15 protein-coding genes are annotated in these 16,458 nt (G+C 46.9%); 3 read left to right on the top strand and 12 right to left on the bottom strand.

Translation table 11 applies throughout. The annotated features are described in order from the left end of the window. Positions 1-10: 10 nt before the first annotated feature. The 8 genes from E6Q52_RS02190 to E6Q52_RS02155 all read right to left on the bottom strand — a co-directional run bounded on the left by E6Q52_RS02190 (position 11) and on the right by E6Q52_RS02155 (position 6,926). Positions 11-694, bottom strand: coding sequence for a class I SAM-dependent methyltransferase (locus E6Q52_RS02190; protein WP_292817890.1), 684 nt, complete (start codon positions 692-694; stop codon positions 11-13). Next, positions 691-1,497 carry an amidohydrolase family protein gene (locus tag E6Q52_RS02185; RefSeq protein WP_292817888.1) on the bottom strand — a complete coding sequence of 269 codons (807 nt, stop codon included), beginning with the start codon at positions 1,495-1,497 and terminating at the stop codon, positions 691-693. Before E6Q52_RS02185 ends, E6Q52_RS02190 begins: the two co-directional genes overlap by 4 nt. Beyond that, positions 1,490-2,680 (bottom strand): ATP-grasp domain-containing protein, encoded by a 1,191-nt coding sequence (locus E6Q52_RS02180; protein WP_292817886.1) that lies wholly within the window; start codon positions 2,678-2,680, stop codon positions 1,490-1,492. The genes E6Q52_RS02185 and E6Q52_RS02180 overlap by 8 nt, the downstream gene beginning before the upstream one ends. Before the next feature lie 44 nt (positions 2,681-2,724). After that, positions 2,725-3,777: a TDP-N-acetylfucosamine:lipid II N-acetylfucosaminyltransferase gene (locus tag E6Q52_RS02175; protein WP_292817884.1), complete on the bottom strand. Its 1,053-nt coding sequence runs from the start codon at positions 3,775-3,777 to the stop codon at positions 2,725-2,727. A 92-nt stretch (positions 3,778-3,869) separates the two neighbouring features. After that, the gene (locus E6Q52_RS02170) at positions 3,870-4,031 is read right to left on the bottom strand and encodes a hypothetical protein (protein ID WP_292817882.1); all 162 of its coding nucleotides are present in this window, start codon (positions 4,029-4,031) and stop codon (positions 3,870-3,872) included. A gap of 7 nt (positions 4,032-4,038) precedes the next feature. Further along, positions 4,039-4,353, bottom strand: coding sequence for a nucleotidyltransferase family protein (locus E6Q52_RS02165; RefSeq protein ID WP_292817880.1), 315 nt, complete (start codon positions 4,351-4,353; stop codon positions 4,039-4,041). A gap of 10 nt (positions 4,354-4,363) precedes the next feature. Continuing rightward, positions 4,364-4,795: a nucleotidyltransferase substrate binding protein gene (locus tag E6Q52_RS02160; protein WP_292817879.1), complete on the bottom strand. Its 432-nt coding sequence runs from the start codon at positions 4,793-4,795 to the stop codon at positions 4,364-4,366. A 106-nt stretch (positions 4,796-4,901) separates the two neighbouring features. Further along, a complete protein-coding gene (locus tag E6Q52_RS02155) occupies positions 4,902-6,926 on the bottom strand; it encodes a UvrD-helicase domain-containing protein (RefSeq protein ID WP_292817878.1) in 2,025 nt (674 codons plus the stop codon). Between the two features lie 127 nt (positions 6,927-7,053). Here E6Q52_RS02155 and E6Q52_RS02150 point away from each other — a divergent pair, with 127 nt between their 5' ends. Beyond that, positions 7,054-8,319 carry a GGDEF domain-containing protein gene (locus E6Q52_RS02150; protein WP_292817877.1) on the top strand — a complete coding sequence of 422 codons (1,266 nt, stop codon included), beginning with the start codon at positions 7,054-7,056 and terminating at the stop codon, positions 8,317-8,319. 8 nt (positions 8,320-8,327) lie between these two features. Here E6Q52_RS02150 and ylqF read toward each other — a convergent pair whose 3' ends face one another. Beyond that, positions 8,328-9,269 (bottom strand): ribosome biogenesis GTPase YlqF, encoded by a 942-nt coding sequence (gene ylqF, locus E6Q52_RS02145; protein ID WP_292817876.1) that lies wholly within the window; start codon positions 9,267-9,269, stop codon positions 8,328-8,330. 170 nt (positions 9,270-9,439) lie between these two features. Next, positions 9,440-10,507, bottom strand: a complete 1,068-nt coding sequence (locus tag E6Q52_RS02140; RefSeq protein ID WP_292817875.1) for a YdiY family protein — start codon at positions 10,505-10,507, stop codon at positions 9,440-9,442. Between the two features lie 255 nt (positions 10,508-10,762). Here E6Q52_RS02140 and E6Q52_RS02135 point away from each other — a divergent pair, with 255 nt between their 5' ends. Then, positions 10,763-11,596: an SAM-dependent methyltransferase gene (locus E6Q52_RS02135; protein ID WP_292817874.1), complete on the top strand. Its 834-nt coding sequence runs from the start codon at positions 10,763-10,765 to the stop codon at positions 11,594-11,596. A gap of 132 nt (positions 11,597-11,728) precedes the next feature. Here the strand turns inward: E6Q52_RS02135 and E6Q52_RS02130 are convergent, their stop codons facing one another. Next, on the bottom strand, positions 11,729-12,430 hold the full coding sequence (locus E6Q52_RS02130; RefSeq protein ID WP_292817873.1) for an OmpW family outer membrane protein: 702 nt from the start codon (positions 12,428-12,430) through the stop codon (positions 11,729-11,731). A 183-nt stretch (positions 12,431-12,613) separates the two neighbouring features. Beyond that, complete coding sequence (locus tag E6Q52_RS02125; RefSeq protein WP_292817872.1) at positions 12,614-12,928, bottom strand: hypothetical protein; 315 nt, start codon at positions 12,926-12,928, stop codon at positions 12,614-12,616. Positions 12,929-13,421: 493 nt separating this feature from the next. Here E6Q52_RS02125 and E6Q52_RS02120 point away from each other — a divergent pair, with 493 nt between their 5' ends. Continuing rightward, positions 13,422-16,421, top strand: coding sequence for a PAS domain S-box protein (locus E6Q52_RS02120; protein ID WP_292817871.1), 3,000 nt, complete (start codon positions 13,422-13,424; stop codon positions 16,419-16,421). Positions 16,422-16,458: the final 37 nt, after the last annotated feature.

The following is a 16,458-nucleotide window of genomic DNA, read 5'->3' as shown; positions in this document are numbered from 1 at the left end:
ATAGATAAATTTACTTGTTCATTTGCTTTTTAAATCGATTAAAGAGGGTATCTTCCGTTGAGAAAGAGTCATCTTTGAAAATAAATAATGCAAACTCAAAGGGCATATAATCATTACGCATCACAATGTTTCTGGAGTATTTGTATGCGATAGACAATATTTTCTCTGGAGAGCTATGGAAGGTATGTTCCAACTGATAGTCAACTTTATCTGAAAGAAAATCAAAAGCTAGCCCATCTTTAGATAATGATAATGCTTTGATAATCGCAGCTTCAATTAAGTCGTAATTATTTGCATTGTTGAGGCGGTGATTAAAAATCCCGGAGGCAATCACAAAATCGAATGTATTTTCAAACGATATATCTAAAAAATCTCCTGTTCTGAAGTTAATCTTGTCACCCACATACTGTTTACGGGCTTCGATAACTAAATCCGGTACAAGGTCTACTCCAAGGTAAGAGTAATTATTTGCATATTTTGCATTAAGCGTTTTATTTAAATCACCAAATCCACAACCAATATCAAGTATAGATTTTTCGGAAAAGTCATACTGTGATGTCAGTATCTCAAAGCGCACGTCCTGCTTACCTTTGTCCCAACCTAAGGACTTAGGGGAATAGCCAAACTTTTGGTATCTTGAAGAGTATCGTTCGATAGTTTCTTGCTTATCGGATAAAGGCATAGAAATACTCATAAGTTAGCTCCGACATAAGTCTGTAAGTTTTGGAATCCAATGTTTTTTTTCTTCACAATATCCAATCCTTCAGTTAATTGATTAAACCGTTGCCTCAACTTAGAAAGATCGAATTCAGGGCTGTCTGAGCCAATGCATATTCTCCGATCAAATTTTTCGAAGAGATACCTAATATCCAGATCAATAGAACTACCTTCATATTTGCACAATGTAAATGAAAGGTCTAAGAGCACGCCTTGAAATTGTCTTGCAATTTCAGCCACTTCTAGCAGTCTTACTGCGCCACCATGAAGAAGGACTATCTTTTCTTCAGGGACCTCACACAAGAGCTCAAGCAGTTGTTCTGGATTGTTGGCACACATTTTCTTATCTCTACTCCAGAAGTATGTGCATAGTAAAACTACTAGTCCAAGTTGATTCGCTTCTTTAATGATGCTGATTAGAAATTTGTTCGAGTATGTAATGCTTGATATTCTTGGGTGAATTTTGATTCCAACATACCCCAGCTTTTTTAAACTCGCTAAATACGCTATGACCGTCGTGCCTGTATTCAATACTTCAAAATTCAAAAAAGCGATTGGAAAAAGATTGTCTGAGTGATCGCGTACAAATGACGCATACGTTTTTTCATGGTAACCGCCTATTTCGCTTCCCATACCAACGGCGAGAGCCCATTGTATATTTTGGATCTTCATACTCGCAGTGAGCTTCTCGATAGAGTTTTGCTGATCGAACTGTGAGTTGATCCACCCACTGTTAGGCATCGGGTGGGTTAGGCTGTCAAAAATCGCTATTTCATTCATAAGTAATCTGCACTGTCTGATGTATTTTCCGTAGCAACCCTTTTAAAGATTCGGTATTTTCTGCGTATGCAATAATATAGCCATGCCTGGAGCGATCATCTGACACCTCTTCAATAATGTCGCCTTCTACAATATTTAATCCGATGCTAATAACTCCAGAGAGTACACTTGCTTGCTCAATCCCATGAATTGTTTTGACTTTTCCTGGACTGAATTCAAAAAAATCTAAAACGGAAGTAATTTTGCGAGCCTCTGGATGAATTTCATGAATCCTTTCACCCAAAGCCATTCGTATTAACAAATTATTGCTATCAATACCACTCATTAAAGGCACAATATCAGAAGATATCTTTGTACCTCCACCACGAGCTGCGATCTCAACTAGGTAAAACTTACCTGCATGATATTTATACTCTGCATGCGTTAATCCAAAAGGTAAGCCCATTAGTTTTACCATCTGATTGTGTTGATCGTGAAGAGCATCGAAATCAATCTCTGGGTGTTGTTGGCTAAACCATAATTGGTTCGCAATCATTTCATTGTGAGCATAATGAGTTTTGGTCGATGTTGCCAAGCTGTAATGTTCACCAGCATTCAACTGAACGCCATCAATGGTCAGTTCGACCCCACCAATAAACTCCTCAATAAGTACTGTCTCATCCTTACTGTGCTGCATGGCTAATGTGTAAGCATGCTCTAATTCATGCATATTAGTAACTTTTAAAACCCCTCTGCTTGATTGATTAGCAGGTGGTTTTACAACTAATGGAAAATTACACTCGTTTAAAAACGCAATTCCATCTTTCAACTCATTACACAATTTGAAACGTGGTGATGGGAAGCCATGTTTCACACAAAAACTTCTCATCAAAGATTTGTTTGTAAATAGAGCTGCAACTGCTGTTCCGACGCCTTTTAATTGCATGTGTTCTGCAACATATGCAACAGTCGGGACAGCAATATCACTTTGATCTGTGATTACCGCATCTACGTTCCATTCTTTTGCATAGGCTAGGTTTTGTTCTTTATCTAAAACGTCTGCAACTAATCCAACATCAGCATCGTTGAAACCCAAAGATTGGGGGTGTAAGTTAGTGTTTATAACAAATAAGCCTAATTGTTTGGCTTTGCGAATGACTGGAATCTGCCACTCTCCACCAGCAATAATCATGATGCGTTTCATTTAAAGTCCAAATGTTTCCAATAGTAGGTTGTCTAGTCTAAAAACTAGATAAAAATATTTTCAAGTTGCGTAATCAAATTAGCCTTTGAAAAGCATGTCGATACTATATTTTTGTTGTGCTTGGAATCATCCGGATCTAGTTTGCTAATTCCCAGATTATCGATGTCAAAGATTTTAAGCCCCATGTTATTGAGTGACTTCCAAGATGAGACGTCTGATCTCATGAACACTTTTTTACCAAATCCGAGAAGGCTAATAATATTCCCTACAGCTTGTTGTCTGTTGTTATTGAATATCGCAATGTCAATAATCGACAAAAACTTCTTGTATGAATCAAGTGGCATAAACTGTTGAACAGCAACAAGTTTATCGCCAAATATATTACGCCCAAAATCAATGACTTGCTGTGCATATTCAATATCACCGTAAGATAATGGGATATATATCTTGATGTTCAGATCTTTGTAGGGGGCTAATTTTTCAAGTACAGCCATATGTTGATTGCTTGGTGTGGCTGAGTTTCCAATTTGTATGTTTATAGAGTCATGAGCCACTTGGTCTAGCTCAATATTATTGAAAATATTACTAGGGTAGCTAAAGCATGCATGATGTACTCCGTATGCCGCATACCATTCTTGTGCTAACTGATATTCCTCTTCAAAATAAGTGACAAAGTGGCCGATTCGCTTAATCACAACACGCCTTATATTTTCATAAAGGTTTGTTTTGAAAGTGTGATTGCGAAATTTGTAATAATATAAATCGCCCCCCCACATAATCCAGTAGCACTTTTTTAACAGCCAGGGTTGCATAAACAGAAGGAATACAACAAGGGGGTTAAACAGACTGTGTAAGATGATTTTTTTTGATTGATTCATTTTCAAAATCAGCGCGAATATTTGATAAGCGTGATGGAAGTAAATGACGTTTTTATCTAACTTGGTTGGAAAAGCTTGCAGGTTCCCAAAGAGTAAAAAATCGTGTTTTGAGAATGAAAAGTTTTCTTTAACTAGGTCGATGAAAGGCGGGATAAATTTATCCAGTCTGCAAATATGTAGAGTTTTGTCGCTTTGCATTGCAATAGTTTCAAGGGGCATATGTTTCTTATAAGTTTGCAATATTTGCGAGATGTTAAAAAAATAAAATGCTAATAGAGATTAACAAAAAATAGAAGGCTGTTCGGCAATAATTACTGCGCTTTTTGACTTAGCATCGCCTTAATATTCGCCATCTTGCTCTTACCATAATCCTTACTTAATACCTGATCTGGCCTGTTAAACGGGTTGCCAATATGTTTAACGTCTTCTTTGGGTAGTTCGGCGATAAAGCGACTCGGTTCGCAGGCTTGCATTTTCGCTTTATGCGTCTATTTTTTGATTTAAAAAACGAATGCCGAATTCCTCTATATGCGCAATCAGCGCAGGGTTGTCAATGTGATGTTTGAGAGATAAATCTACCTTCCAAGGTAGGTATAAGTCATCTATTTTTCTTTCAATCAGGTGCAAGTCTTTAAGCTTTAATGCTTCAGCTTCTATACATAAATCAATGTCAGAGGCCGGTTTTTCTCTGCCTAGTGCTCTGGAACCATATAGCCAGACGCTCTTGATACGCGTATCTTGATTAAACACGTCATTGAGTTTTTGTATTGCGGTATCGGGTAGTCCAAATGTCATGACTGATTTGCTACTCTAAATTTGACTGCAACTTTTTGAGCGTATGCATGAGCGCTACAAATAAGGCATAGTAACTGTTTTGTATCGCCTCAATGATTTCTTCCGCTACAGCTTTGTTATAAGTATGTGATGTTTTGTTGCGACTCTGTATCATCGCCATCCATCCTTCACCATCTAGAATCAGCCCTTTACTAAATGCTTCACGCGTGGCGTCTCGTGAGCCTGTGATGTTTTGTGTGCCCTGGTAATCAAAATAGTCTTTTAAGACGTTCCAGGCCAACTCGTGCGTAAATTCAAATGCTTGAATTAAACCTTGCTTTTCCAGGTCAGATAATGCTCTTTCCTTACTCAAATCGATGGCAGCTGTCAGACTTTCAAGCGCTTTTTGATAGTTGTTTAATCGCTGCACCCAGCGTAAATTTTGAGTGTTATGCTCTGTCATTTATCGAACCCCAATCATCATGGCTGCATAGCATTTTTTGTGTCTAAAACCTGCAATAAAATTGCGTGTCTGAAGGAATGTTACCAGACAGGGATTGGTCTTGCACCTATCCTTTACTCGCCAGCATCGCCTTAATATTCGCCATCTTGCTCTTGCCATAATCCTTACTTAACACCTGATCCGGCCCGTTAAAAGGGTTGCCGAAGTGTTTGACGTCGTCTTTCGGCAACTCACCAATAAATCTACTTGGCTCGCAGGCTTGCATTTCACCACCGCGTTTGCGTTTTTTACACCAGGTGATGTTAAGTGATTTTTGCGCGCGGGTGATGCCTACGTACATGAGGCGGCGTTCTTCTTCAATCTGGTCGGCGTCAATCGAGTTAGTGTGGGGCAAGATGCCTTCTTCGCAGCCGATTAAAAAGACGTGGCCGTACTCCAGGCCTTTGGAGGCGTGCAGGGTGGAGAGTTTGACGGCGTCTGGCTCGCTGTCTTCGCGGCCTTCTAGCATGGTGATGAGCGAGACCAGTTGTGTGAGTTCTAGCAGGTTTTTGCCGTCTGACTCGTTGCCGTATTCGGTGGAGCCTTCGCCTTTTTTGCTGAGCCAGGCGACAAACTCCATGACATTGCCCCAGCGGGTTTCTGCGGCGCGCGCTTCTTCGCCATCATAAAGATAGGTTTCGTATTGAATGGCGGTGAGCAGATCACTGAGTACCTCATTGGCCGGATCTTTCACGGCGCGGCCTTGTAGCGTCTGAATATAGCGGCAGAAGGTGAGTAGGTCGTCCAGTTGTTTGGCGCCGATGTCGTGTTGAAAGCCCCCTTCAAAAGCGGCGGAAAACAGCGACATTTTGTGCGCGCTGGCATATTCGCCCAGCCGCTCCAGTGTGGTGTTGCCTATGCCTTTTTTCGGCGTAGTCGCAGCACGGATAAACGCTGGATCATCATCTTCGTTGGCGATCAACCGAAGGTAGCTGATGATGTCTTTAATTTCGGCTTTGTCAAAAAAGGACGAGCCGCCAGAGATGGTGTAGGGGATTTTGTGGTTACGCAAAAACTTTTCGATGATGCGTGCCTGGTGATTACTGCGATAGAGAATCGCATAATCTTTAAAAGTGGTGCGGTGCTCGAATTTATGCGCCTGCAATTTCATGACCACGGTTTCGGCTTCGTGTTCTTCGCTTTGGGTGGCGGTGACATGCAATAGCTCACCGGTGCCCAGTTCGCTCCAAAGCTTTTTCTCAAATAATTTGGGGTTGTTGGCGATGACCTGGTTGGCCGCACGCAAAATGCGCACGGTAGAGCGGTAGTTTTGCTCTAACTTGATCACTTTGAGTTTCGAAAAATCCGTAGTGAGCTGGCGCAGGTTTTCAACGTCGGCGCCACGCCAGCCGTAAATCGCTTGGTCATCGTCACCCACGGCGGTAAATTGTCCACGCAGGCCGGTGAGTTGTTTAATCAGCTTGTATTGGCAAGCGTTGGTATCCTGATATTCGTCAATCAGCAGGTAGTGCAGCTTGCGCTGCCATTTGTCCAGAGTCTCGGCGTGCTGCTCAAATAACTCTACCGGCACCTTGATCAAGTCATCAAAGTCGACAGCTTGATAAGCGCGCAAGGTTTGCTGGTAGAGCTGGTAAACGCGGGCGGCGGCATGCGTGAGCTCTTCATCGGCCATGGACTTAGCTTGGTCCGGGCTGACAAAGGCGTTTTTCCAGCTGGAAATCTGCCATTGGGTTTTGCGCAGCAATTGTTTGTCTGTGGTGGCAAGAATATCGCTAAGAATTTTGAAGCTGTCTGAGGCGTCCAGAATTGAGAACTGCGGTTTGTAGCCGAGTAGCGCTGCTTCTTGGCGCAGAATGTGCAAACCCATCGAGTGAAACGTGGTGACAGTCAGGCCTTTACCGCTTTTGCCCTCAAGCAGCGGCGTGACGCGCTCCTGCATTTCGCGTGCGGCCTTGTTGGTAAAGGTAATGGCAGCAATCTGGTTGCCTTTAAAGCCGGCCTGGTTAATCAGGTAGGCAATTTTTTGCGTAATGACGCGTGTTTTGCCACTGCCGGCACCGGCCAGCACCAATAAGGGGCCATCAAGATAATGGATTGCTTCGCGCTGCGGGGGATTTAGTAGATGCTGCATGGGGACGTCAGGGTTTGTGCTAAACAACAAAGTGGGAAGTAATTAGCCTGTATGGACTATTTAACCCCTTCATTTATATGGGTATAGTCCAACTACCATAGTATTATGTTTTTCAGGTAAACAAACTTTGTCCACCCCTGTGTTTGATCTCAACAGTGTCATTCTATCATCAATTGGACTCACCCTAACGCTGGTTCTGGTCTTGTCGATTTTTGGCGCCTATCAGCAACGCAGCCTGATTATGCATTGGGTACGTGGACTATTGATGTTTGGCGTTGGCCTAGCGGTTTATTTTCTTTCGCAAACCTCCTTAATCTATGGCCCGGCTAGCATTTATGAGGCGGCGGCCGTGACCATCATCGCGCTCGGTGTCAGCCTATTTATCAACGGTATCCGCTTGCTACGCGGCTATCGTGTGTATCGCTATGGCGCTTTGCTGGTCGTCACTGCGTTGCTGGCTTGTAACGCAGTGATGCTGAATACGCATACGCCGGACCGTTGGATATTGCTGAGTAACGCGCTGGTGTTGATGTGGGTATTTGGCTACGGCATGCGCAGCTTGGTGGGGCATGGTAAAGACTTTGTGGCGAATGTGTTTTGGTTGTGTTGTAGCCTGTTTGGCGTCATTAGCCTGATGCTGGCGTTTATCGCGGTGAAAGTCGTGCTCGGAGACGACAATACCCTGCGCACGTTTGCACAGTGGCAGATTCATGCGTATATGACCTGTATCATCATGCTGGTGATGACGACCGTGACCAGTCTGCTGCTACTGGTGATGCATGTGCGAGCGCAGGCCGGTTTGCAAGCGATTGCCTCGCTCGACGGCCTGACCGGCGTGTTGAATAGACGCGGTTTGCAAGAGGCAGCGACACGTATGCAGGCGGTGTCACAACGCATCCGCTTACCGATGGGGCTGCTGATTGTCGACCTGGACTATTTTAAAAAGGTCAATGATGTGTATGGCCATCTGGTGGGTGACGTGGTGCTTAAATCCTGTGCGGGCACGATACGGGCGGCATTGCGTGGTGGCGATGTGATAGGCCGTTATGGCGGCGAAGAATTTTGTATTTTAATGCCCAACACGGGTGAACATGAGGCGATGATTCTGGCGGAGCGTATCCGCCGTATTATTGAAGTGACACCGGTGAGCATTGCCGGGGTCGAGAGCATGAGTAGTGATACCCAGGCCATCAAATGCACAGTCAGCGTTGGTTCGGTGAGCTCTGAAACTGTTGGTTATGTGCTGGAAGGCTTATTTGCCGGGGCCGACCAAAATCTGTATAAAGCCAAGCAGAACGGCCGCAATCGGATTGCCAGCAATATTGACCAGCTGCTGACTAAGCCGCCTCAAGAAGCCAAGCCTGCCAAGCGGCACGCCAGCCTGATTGCCTGATAAACAAGTTATAGAGTATCAGGCTCTGGGGCTGCCTGATCTTCTTTGGCTTTTTTCGCTGCCGCGGCCTGTTCTTCAGCCAGTGCCAACATCTCGGCCCGGCTTTGAGGGGATTCCAGGCTGACGCGGCCTATCGCCCCGCTGCGGTAATCGGTCAGCAAAGCCATTGCCGTGCGTTCCATATCCCATTGCCCATCATTTCGTTTGTAGGTGCGGCGTTTGGCAATCGCTTGCAGCAAATCAATGCCGTCCATGTTGCTGACATCCAGCTTCATCACATCCAGTTTATAACGCGTGTTCATCAGTTCTGGATATTGCTTTAATAATACGTTGCCCAAAAACTCAGCCACATCCTCATCAATCACCGCGTTACGGCCAATGGCATGGCTGGCAGCCAGCAGATAACCATCTGACGCATGCTCGATTTTTGGCCACATCATGCCGGGGGTGTCGGTAATATTCTGGCTATCATTTAAATCAAAGCGTTGTTGGCTTTTGGTCACGGCAGGTTCGTCGCCCACTTTAGCTGCGCGGCGATTGAGCAGGGCGTTCATCAGCGTGGATTTACCAACGTTAGGGATGCCCATAATCATCATGCGCAATGGTTTGAGCGGCGTGCCACGGTGCGGGGCCAGTTGGCGGCACAAGCCGGGGATTTTTTTTGCGTCGCCTGGCTTTTTGCAAGACAGCGCGACGGCTTTGGTATTAGGTTGTTTATTAAAGTAATTCAGCCAGGCCTGGGTGACTTGCGGGTCGGCCAAGTCTGCCTTGTTGAGGATTTTAAGGTTAGGGCGCTGGCGGAAGTTGCGCATTTCCTCAATCATCGGGTTATGGCTGGCGGCTGGCACGCGCGCATCCAGCACCTCAATCACCACGTCAATATGCTCTAGTGTTTCTTCTGCCTTTTTGCGCGCAGACGTCATGTGCCCAGGAAACCATTGTATCGCCATATTTTTGCTCCATCCTCAACTCAAAAAATACGGTATCAATGCCCTTTGCCGTACTCGGTATTGGTTTATCCCAGGCTTGCAATGCGGTGATTGCAATGGGTTAAATCAACATAAGCGCCTATTTTAACATTGATGCGGCAACTCCCTAAATGTTGCCGATACTCTTGATTTTATTTCCAGCTATAACCCAAAGTAAACAGGGCGCGGGTATCACCTTTGACGCGGTCATCCACCGGGCGGCTATCATAGTTGTAGTCAACCTGCGTGGAGGCACTCAAGCCAAAAATAAACGGAAAACGCAGGCCGGTGGAGCTGTAAACCAGAATTTGTGACGGCGATCTTGCCGTGTAAAGCACCTCATGGCGATGGAATGCCTGTACAAAGGAGTTAAATAGATATTGGTTGTAGTTGACCGCCCAGCGCAACGCAGCATGGTTGTCATCACTCTCTTCGTAATAATCCTGCTTGATCAGCGACACACCGCCTTCGACCGACAGATTCAGTTTTTCACCTTCAAAAATCTGGTAACCCGACCCCACACCGTAAGTACTACGTAATTTAATATCTCTGAAGCGGTCTTTTTCTTGAATGGTGTTGAGGTAGCTAAACCATTTTTTGGTGAAAAAGTGGTCATACTGGCCGCGCACGCGGGCGTTGTTTTGTGTTTGCTGGTCGTTATCCTCGGCCCAGTAGTAATAGCCTTGTACTGTGTAACGATTCTCCAGGCCACGTAACACCGACTCACCGTTAAATTGCATGTTGCGGTTGGTACTGTTGCCATTGTTAAAGGCGCCGCCCAGACTTAAGTTGCCGGTCCAGACATAACCTTCGCCAATCAGGTCGCGGCTGGGGTTAATGTAATGAATTTCGTCTAACTCGGTATCGACCAGGGGCGTGTTGGTTTCTTCATCTAGAATCACCTGGCCTTCGTCTGTGTGAACCAAGCGGCCATTAACTATGCTGCCGTCAGACAATTGCATCAGGATCGCCTTGTCGGCGTCTATGCTGTGAATATCGTTCCAGTTGATTTTCACTTCGTCGGCATAAGTGGTTTTGACGGTGAGTTTGTTGGAGATTTTTACGCCTAGCGTGCCGGTGATTTTGTCGCCATTTTTGAGCCAGATGGTATCTGCAAGCACAGGCGTAGCGAGCAGAGAGAAGGTGGTGAGCGGAAAGAGCGTGAACTTAACCGTCTTGTCTAGATATAAAAAAGCCCTTTTGGCTAAGCGCTGTGGCATAGATACTCCCTCATACGATTGAACAACTGCGCTGCTGGGCAGCGAATTGATGCAGCGCTAACTAACGTCGCTGCAGTGGTGGGCGTGCTGGATTGCACGGCTTAACATGGGCCACCATGATGTCATCATGATAAACATGATTACTAAAACAGCCTGTGAGTTCCCGAGCGCTTGCCCGGCACACCCAAGCAACCCATGCCGTTAAAGCGGCTGCATGTTAAACTGATTGTTTAGTATTTTAAAACAGCAACACGCATGGTCAAGCCAAATCTACCGCCAGAAATCAAACCTGGCCAATCCCTCCCGCTATTGCAGGCACTGCATATTTTGACGCGTGATGGCAAACTCAACCAGGACAGTCGCCGTAAACTCAAGCAGGTGTATCACCTGGTGAACTTTATCGAGCCATTGATGCAGGCGGTGATGGATAAACATTCACAACCTGTATTGGTCGACCACGGCGCGGGCAAGTCTTACCTTGGGTTTATTTTGTATGATTTGTTGCTCAAGCAACATGCCGCTGGACAAGTGATTGGCATTGAAAGCCGCGGCGAGCTGATTGGAAAATCACGCCAACTGGCGCAAGAATGCGGCTTTGACCGCATGCAGTTTGAGCATTTAACCGTGGCCGAGGCGATGCAGTCACAACAATTGCCAGCAACGGTGGATATTGTCACGGCCTTGCATGCCTGTAATACGGCCACTGATGATGCGATTGCGTTTGGTTTGCAAAAACAGGCGCAATTTATGGTGCTGGTGCCCTGTTGCCAGGCTGAGGTGGCAGAAGTCATGCGTCAGCATAAAGCTGAAACCCTGGCGCAGACGTTTCTCAGCGAGTTGTGGCGGCATCCTATTCACACCCGGGAGTTTGGCAGCCAGGTGACCAACGTGTTGCGCTGTTTGGCGCTGGAAGCACATGGTTATCAGGTGACCGTGACCGAATTGGTTGGCTGGGAACACTCGATGAAAAATGAACTGATCATTGCCAAATATACGGGGCAGCGCAAACGTAGCGCCCGTGAGCGCGGACAACAACTGCTGGAACAGCTGAACTTAACCAGCCTCTCGTCACGCTTTCATTTGCAGTAATCGCGAACCACCCATAAACACTACTAGCCATAAACGCGACCAGCCATAAAAAAGCCTCTGATACCGGGAAGGCATCAGAGGCGAATGGAGCGTGTAACTTGCCCCAGGGAAGAGACTTTAAAGCGTATTCGGTTAGAAACGTTTGCCGATACCCAGGCTGATCACCCATGGGTTAATGTCGAGCGAGTCGATTTTTGCCCAGCGATTACCCGTGGTCGCACTCTTCATTTCCACGTCGGTATCCATCCAGACATACTTCACATCCGCATTTAATAACCAGCCATCTTTCAAATTGACGTCTACACCGGCTTGCAAAGCAGGGCCAAAGCTACTACGGTCAATTTTGATTTTCTCGCCAGCGGTCGCGCCAGAGGTGAAGCGCAGGTTACGGTCCAGCATAAAGGTGGCGTTCAAGCCTGCGCCCACATAAGGGTCTATGGTCTGGTCGGGGTTAAAGTGCCATTGCACGGTAAGTGTTGGTGGCAATGCATCAATGCTACCCAGATGCTGGTTACCAACGACCCCCGCGCTGTCGCCACTGATTTTGACATCATGTTTGCTACCCAGCGCCAGAATCAGCTCGGTGGCGATGTTTTTAGTCCAGTAATAGCTAATATCCAGCTCTGGGATGGTATTGCTATCCACTTTGAGGTCTGCACTAGGTGTCATCACATTCGCGCCTACCGCTTTGTTCACGGTGCTGCCGAGACGGCTGCTTTCATTCGGGCTGACATTCGTCGCACGCAGACGTACAACCCAGTCGCCTTGTTCTGCATGGGCATTCATGGCAGGCAACAAGGCGGCCAACATTAAACTGATTGCGGTTTTTTTCATTATGATCACTCCATTAGGTGCATTGAATTTAGGGTCATTGTAGGGTTGCTGGCTAAACCTGGTATTGACCCACATCAACTCGACACAGCTTTGTGCTGTGTGAACACACCTAAAGGGAGGGGGATGGGATAGCGCGGTGTGGCGACCCGCGCAAGCGTGCTTTGGTGAAACTAGTCGCTAAAACTAATAATCGTTGCGCTGTTTCCAGGCATCATCCAGCAGTTTTGATTTTTGCTCAAAAATCACTTTTTTATTCTCGAGGTCTTTTTCGGCCTGCGCTTTATCGGATTGATATTGTTTTAACTTCGCCTGTTCTTGGGCGACCAAGGCTTCCTGGGATTTGATTTTTTGCTCGAGGTCGGTCAGCTTGCTCATGGCATCACCGACGGCATCCCGCGCAGTAGCGGCGTCCGTTTGTTCATTCAGAATATTGCGCGCAAACACTGGCTGGCTCAGTGTGGCGATCAGGCATAAAACGGCAAGGGCTTGTAAACGCATGGGACACTCCATAAAAACAACATCACAAAATTTTGACACGATTATAAAGCCAAAATGCACGCTGGCTTGATATTGGCCGGAGCCTATTAATCATAGAAGGGACTCCTTATTAGTGAGCTGCAATGGCATTAGGTTCCTGGCGCCACAAACGTCAGCCGCGTCATCTTAGTGTCAATAGCGTTAATGATTCGGCAGATTTATTGATCTATCTCAATATGTCATTTGTTAATTAAGTTATTGTATTTAAAAATAAAAGTAATGTTTTTTGTAAGACAGATTCTGACATGGCGAACAGACAAAACGGATAATCAGTCACGGGTTTTTTGATGTGTGAAGTGACGGCTATCCCGCTAGGAAAAGCAAAGAATCAGGTGTTTATTTTGCGTTGCCACTGAAATATGAACATGTTGGCAGGGCGGCAATAAAGAACACATGGACTCTCAATTATTCAATGAAGTTGTCTCAATGACTCAGGGATAGAAAGCGATTAACGATGAAATTAAATTTGCCAGTGACTACGACAGAAGTGCAGTTTGATGATGCCCAGTTTATGCTGACCAGAACAGACCTCAAGGGCGTGATTACTTATGCGAACAAAGACTTTATTCAAGTGAGTGGTTTTAGTGAAGCTGAGCTGGTCGGCAGCAGTCACAATATTGTGCGCCACCCCGACATGCCTGCCGCCGCTTTTGCTGATATGTGGCGTAGCTTGAAAGCGGGCAAGCCATGGACTGGTTTAGTCAAAAACCGTACCAAGCATGGTGACTTTTACTGGGTGGTGGCGAATGCCACGCCTGTGACCGAAAACAATCAGGTGGTGGGCTACTTATCGGCGCGCCGAAAACCGACGCGCGAACAAATTAATGAGGCCTCTGCCGCTTATGCCTTATTTACGTCAGGCAATGCCAAGGGTCTGGCGATTGTTGATGGCAAGGTGGTCAATGTGTCGTGGGTCAACACCCTAAAAGACAGACTGGGGGCGATTACCGTCAAGCAGCGCTTAATCGGTCTGGCGGTCATGGCTTTTGCATGCATGGCTGTGCAAGCCGGACTCAGCGTTGCCCATCCCGCGTCATCACCTGCCATGATGTTTGCCAGCCTGGGGTTGGCCTTGCCTCTGTTGCTAGGCTTGGCGGTGTTGATTGCACGCTCAGTGACTCAACCGCTGGCGCAAACGCTGCATGCAGTGAAGGAAATCACCACCGGCAACTACAGCACCTACATTGATGCACGTGGCAGCAATGAGCTCAGTGAAGTGTTGCAGGCGTTGAAGAAAATGCAGACGCTGCTTAGCGTGAGTGAAAACGCGTTAAAAGAATCTGCCGTCGAAACCCGTGAGCAGGCCGCTTTGTTTGAAAATCAACTGGCGGCGATTAACCGCTCTACCGGCTCGATAGAATTTGACCTGGAAGGCAAGATTCTTGCCGTGAATGATATTTTTCTGGAGGTGCTGGGTTACACGCGTGATGCGCTGGTCGGCCTGTCGCATCGTCAACTGGTTGAACCGGCGTTTGTCAGCAGTGGCGAGTATGAGACCTTCTGGCAACGCCTGAGACGCGGGGAATCTATCGCTGGTGAGTTTTTGCGTTTAGGCAAGCAAGGCCAGGAAATCTGGCTGGACGCAACCTACAACCCGATTTTAGATGCTGACGGCAAGCCTTATAAAGTGGTGAAATATGCCGCCGATATCACCGCACAAAAGCTCAGAAACGCCGACTTTGAAAGTCAGATTACCGCCATCGGCAAATCACAAGGGGTGATTGAGTTAGGCCTGGATGGCACGGTGCTCAAGGTGAATCAAACTTATCTGCAGATGCTGGGGTATGCAGAGCATGAACTGGTCGGGCAACATGTAAGCAAAGTGCTGGAACCAGGGTTTGCTGGCAGCGAGGCCTACAAAACCTTGTGGAATAAGCTGGTCAATGGCGGGTCTGATATGGGGCAATATAAACGCATTGCAAAAAATGGCACTGAGGTATGGATACAGGCTTCTTATAACCCGATTTACGATTTAAAGGGCAAGCCCTGCAAAATTGTGAATTACACCATGGACATTACTGAGTCCAAGTTGATTGCGGCGGACAATGCCGGTCAGATTTCTGGTATTCATAGAACACAAGGCGTGATTGCGTTTGAACTCGATGGCACAATCACTTCGGCAAACGATTTATTTTTACAACTCTCTGGCTACACAGAAGCCGAGATTGTCGGCAAAAATCACAGCATGTTTGTTGATGCTGTTTATCGCGCTAGCCATGATTACAAAGCCTTTTGGGAGGCTTTGCGACGCGGCGAGGCGCAGGTCGGGCAAGTTAAACGAATTAAAAAAGGTGGCGCGGTGGTGTGGATGCAGGCCATTTACAACCCGATTCTGGATATGAATGGCAAGCCATTTAAAGTGGTCAAATATGCCACCGACATCACCGAGCAACATGAAAGTGCAGAAGCACTGGCCCGCGCTGTGCAAGAGACTAAAGCGATGATTGAAGGCGCCAAAGCGGGGGATCTAACTAGCCGGGTATCGCTGGCAGGAAAAAGCGGTGATATTGCCGCCTTGTGTGAAGGCGTGAACGCGCTGGTCGACAAAATGAGCGAAGTGATTTTGCAGGTACGCGAAGCCACGGTGACCATTAATACGGCGGCCACTGAAATTTCTGGGGGCAACAATGATCTCTCCAGCCGTACTGAGCAGCAAGCCTCTAGCCTTGAAGAAACCGCCGCCAGCATGGAAGAGTTAGCGTCTACCGTGAAGCAAAACGCTGATAACGCCAAGCAGGCTAGCCAACTGGCGATGAATGCCTCCGAGGTTGCTTCCAGAGGTGGCGTCGTGGTGGGTGAGGTGGTAGATACCATGAGTGCCATCAATGACAGTGCAAAACGGATAGAAGATATTATTTCGGTGATTGATGGGATTGCGTTCCAAACCAATATTCTTGCTTTGAACGCAGCCGTCGAAGCCGCCAGGGCAGGTGAGCAAGGGCGCGGGTTCTCTGTGGTGGCAGCCGAAGTGAGAAACCTTGCCCAGCGCTCTGCCTCAGCTGCCAAGGAAATTAAAGTGCTGATTGACGACTCTGCGGCAAAAACCGCCCGTGGTAGCGAGTTGGTGTCGCAAGCGGGTAAGACCATGCAAGAGGTGGTGCTCTCGGTGCAACAAGTGACCAATATCATGAGTGAGATTGCGGCGGCTTCTGTCGAGCAAAGTACTGGCATCAATCAGGTGAATCAGGCAGTGATGACCATGGATGAAGTGACGCAACAAAATGCGGCCTTGGTTGAAGAAGCGGCTGCCGCTTCTGAATCCTTGGTGGATCAGGCAGAAAACCTGGTGGATGCGGTCAGTGTGTTCAAACTGGCGAACGATGCTCATGCAGGCAAACGTTCGACCGTACGCCATCTGCACACGCATGCGAGTAAGCAGGGCACCCATGGCAGCGGCTCACAGACTGCCGGATTGCGTACGGGGACTGATAATAGCGAGTGGGCGCAGTTTTAAGGCACCAATGTGATCTAAAGCAATAAAAAAACCGCCG

Origin of the sequence: Methylophilus sp. (genome assembly GCF_008015755.1) — a bacterium.
In the GTDB taxonomy this organism is placed as follows: domain Bacteria; phylum Pseudomonadota; class Gammaproteobacteria; order Burkholderiales; family Methylophilaceae; genus Methylophilus.
This window is presented reverse-complemented; position numbering and strand designations above follow the sequence as displayed.

Excerpts from the sequence above, each read along its gene's own strand:
- E6Q52_RS02190 (WP_292817890.1), bottom strand. The coding sequence starts at position 694 with ATGAGTATTTCTATGCCTTTATCCGATAAGCAAGAAACTATCGAACGA.
- E6Q52_RS02185 (WP_292817888.1), bottom strand. The coding sequence starts at position 1,497 with ATGAATGAAATAGCGATTTTTGACAGCCTAACCCACCCGATGCCTAAC.
- E6Q52_RS02180 (WP_292817886.1), bottom strand. The coding sequence starts at position 2,680 with ATGAAACGCATCATGATTATTGCTGGTGGAGAGTGGCAGATTCCAGTC.
- E6Q52_RS02175 (WP_292817884.1), bottom strand. The coding sequence starts at position 3,777 with ATGCCCCTTGAAACTATTGCAATGCAAAGCGACAAAACTCTACATATT.
- E6Q52_RS02170 (WP_292817882.1), bottom strand. The coding sequence starts at position 4,031 with ATGCAAGCCTGCGAACCGAGTCGCTTTATCGCCGAACTACCCAAAGAA.
- E6Q52_RS02165 (WP_292817880.1), bottom strand. The coding sequence starts at position 4,353 with ATGACATTTGGACTACCCGATACCGCAATACAAAAACTCAATGACGTG.
- E6Q52_RS02160 (WP_292817879.1), bottom strand. The coding sequence starts at position 4,795 with ATGACAGAGCATAACACTCAAAATTTACGCTGGGTGCAGCGATTAAAC.
- E6Q52_RS02155 (WP_292817878.1), bottom strand. The coding sequence starts at position 6,926 with ATGCAGCATCTACTAAATCCCCCGCAGCGCGAAGCAATCCATTATCTT.
- ylqF (WP_292817876.1), bottom strand. The coding sequence starts at position 9,269 with ATGGCGATACAATGGTTTCCTGGGCACATGACGTCTGCGCGCAAAAAG.
- E6Q52_RS02140 (WP_292817875.1), bottom strand. The coding sequence starts at position 10,507 with ATGCCACAGCGCTTAGCCAAAAGGGCTTTTTTATATCTAGACAAGACG.
- E6Q52_RS02135 (WP_292817874.1), top strand. The coding sequence starts at position 10,763 with ATGGTCAAGCCAAATCTACCGCCAGAAATCAAACCTGGCCAATCCCTC.
- E6Q52_RS02130 (WP_292817873.1), bottom strand. The coding sequence starts at position 12,430 with ATGAAAAAAACCGCAATCAGTTTAATGTTGGCCGCCTTGTTGCCTGCC.
- E6Q52_RS02125 (WP_292817872.1), bottom strand. The coding sequence starts at position 12,928 with ATGCGTTTACAAGCCCTTGCCGTTTTATGCCTGATCGCCACACTGAGC.
- E6Q52_RS02120 (WP_292817871.1), top strand. The coding sequence starts at position 13,422 with ATGAAATTAAATTTGCCAGTGACTACGACAGAAGTGCAGTTTGATGAT.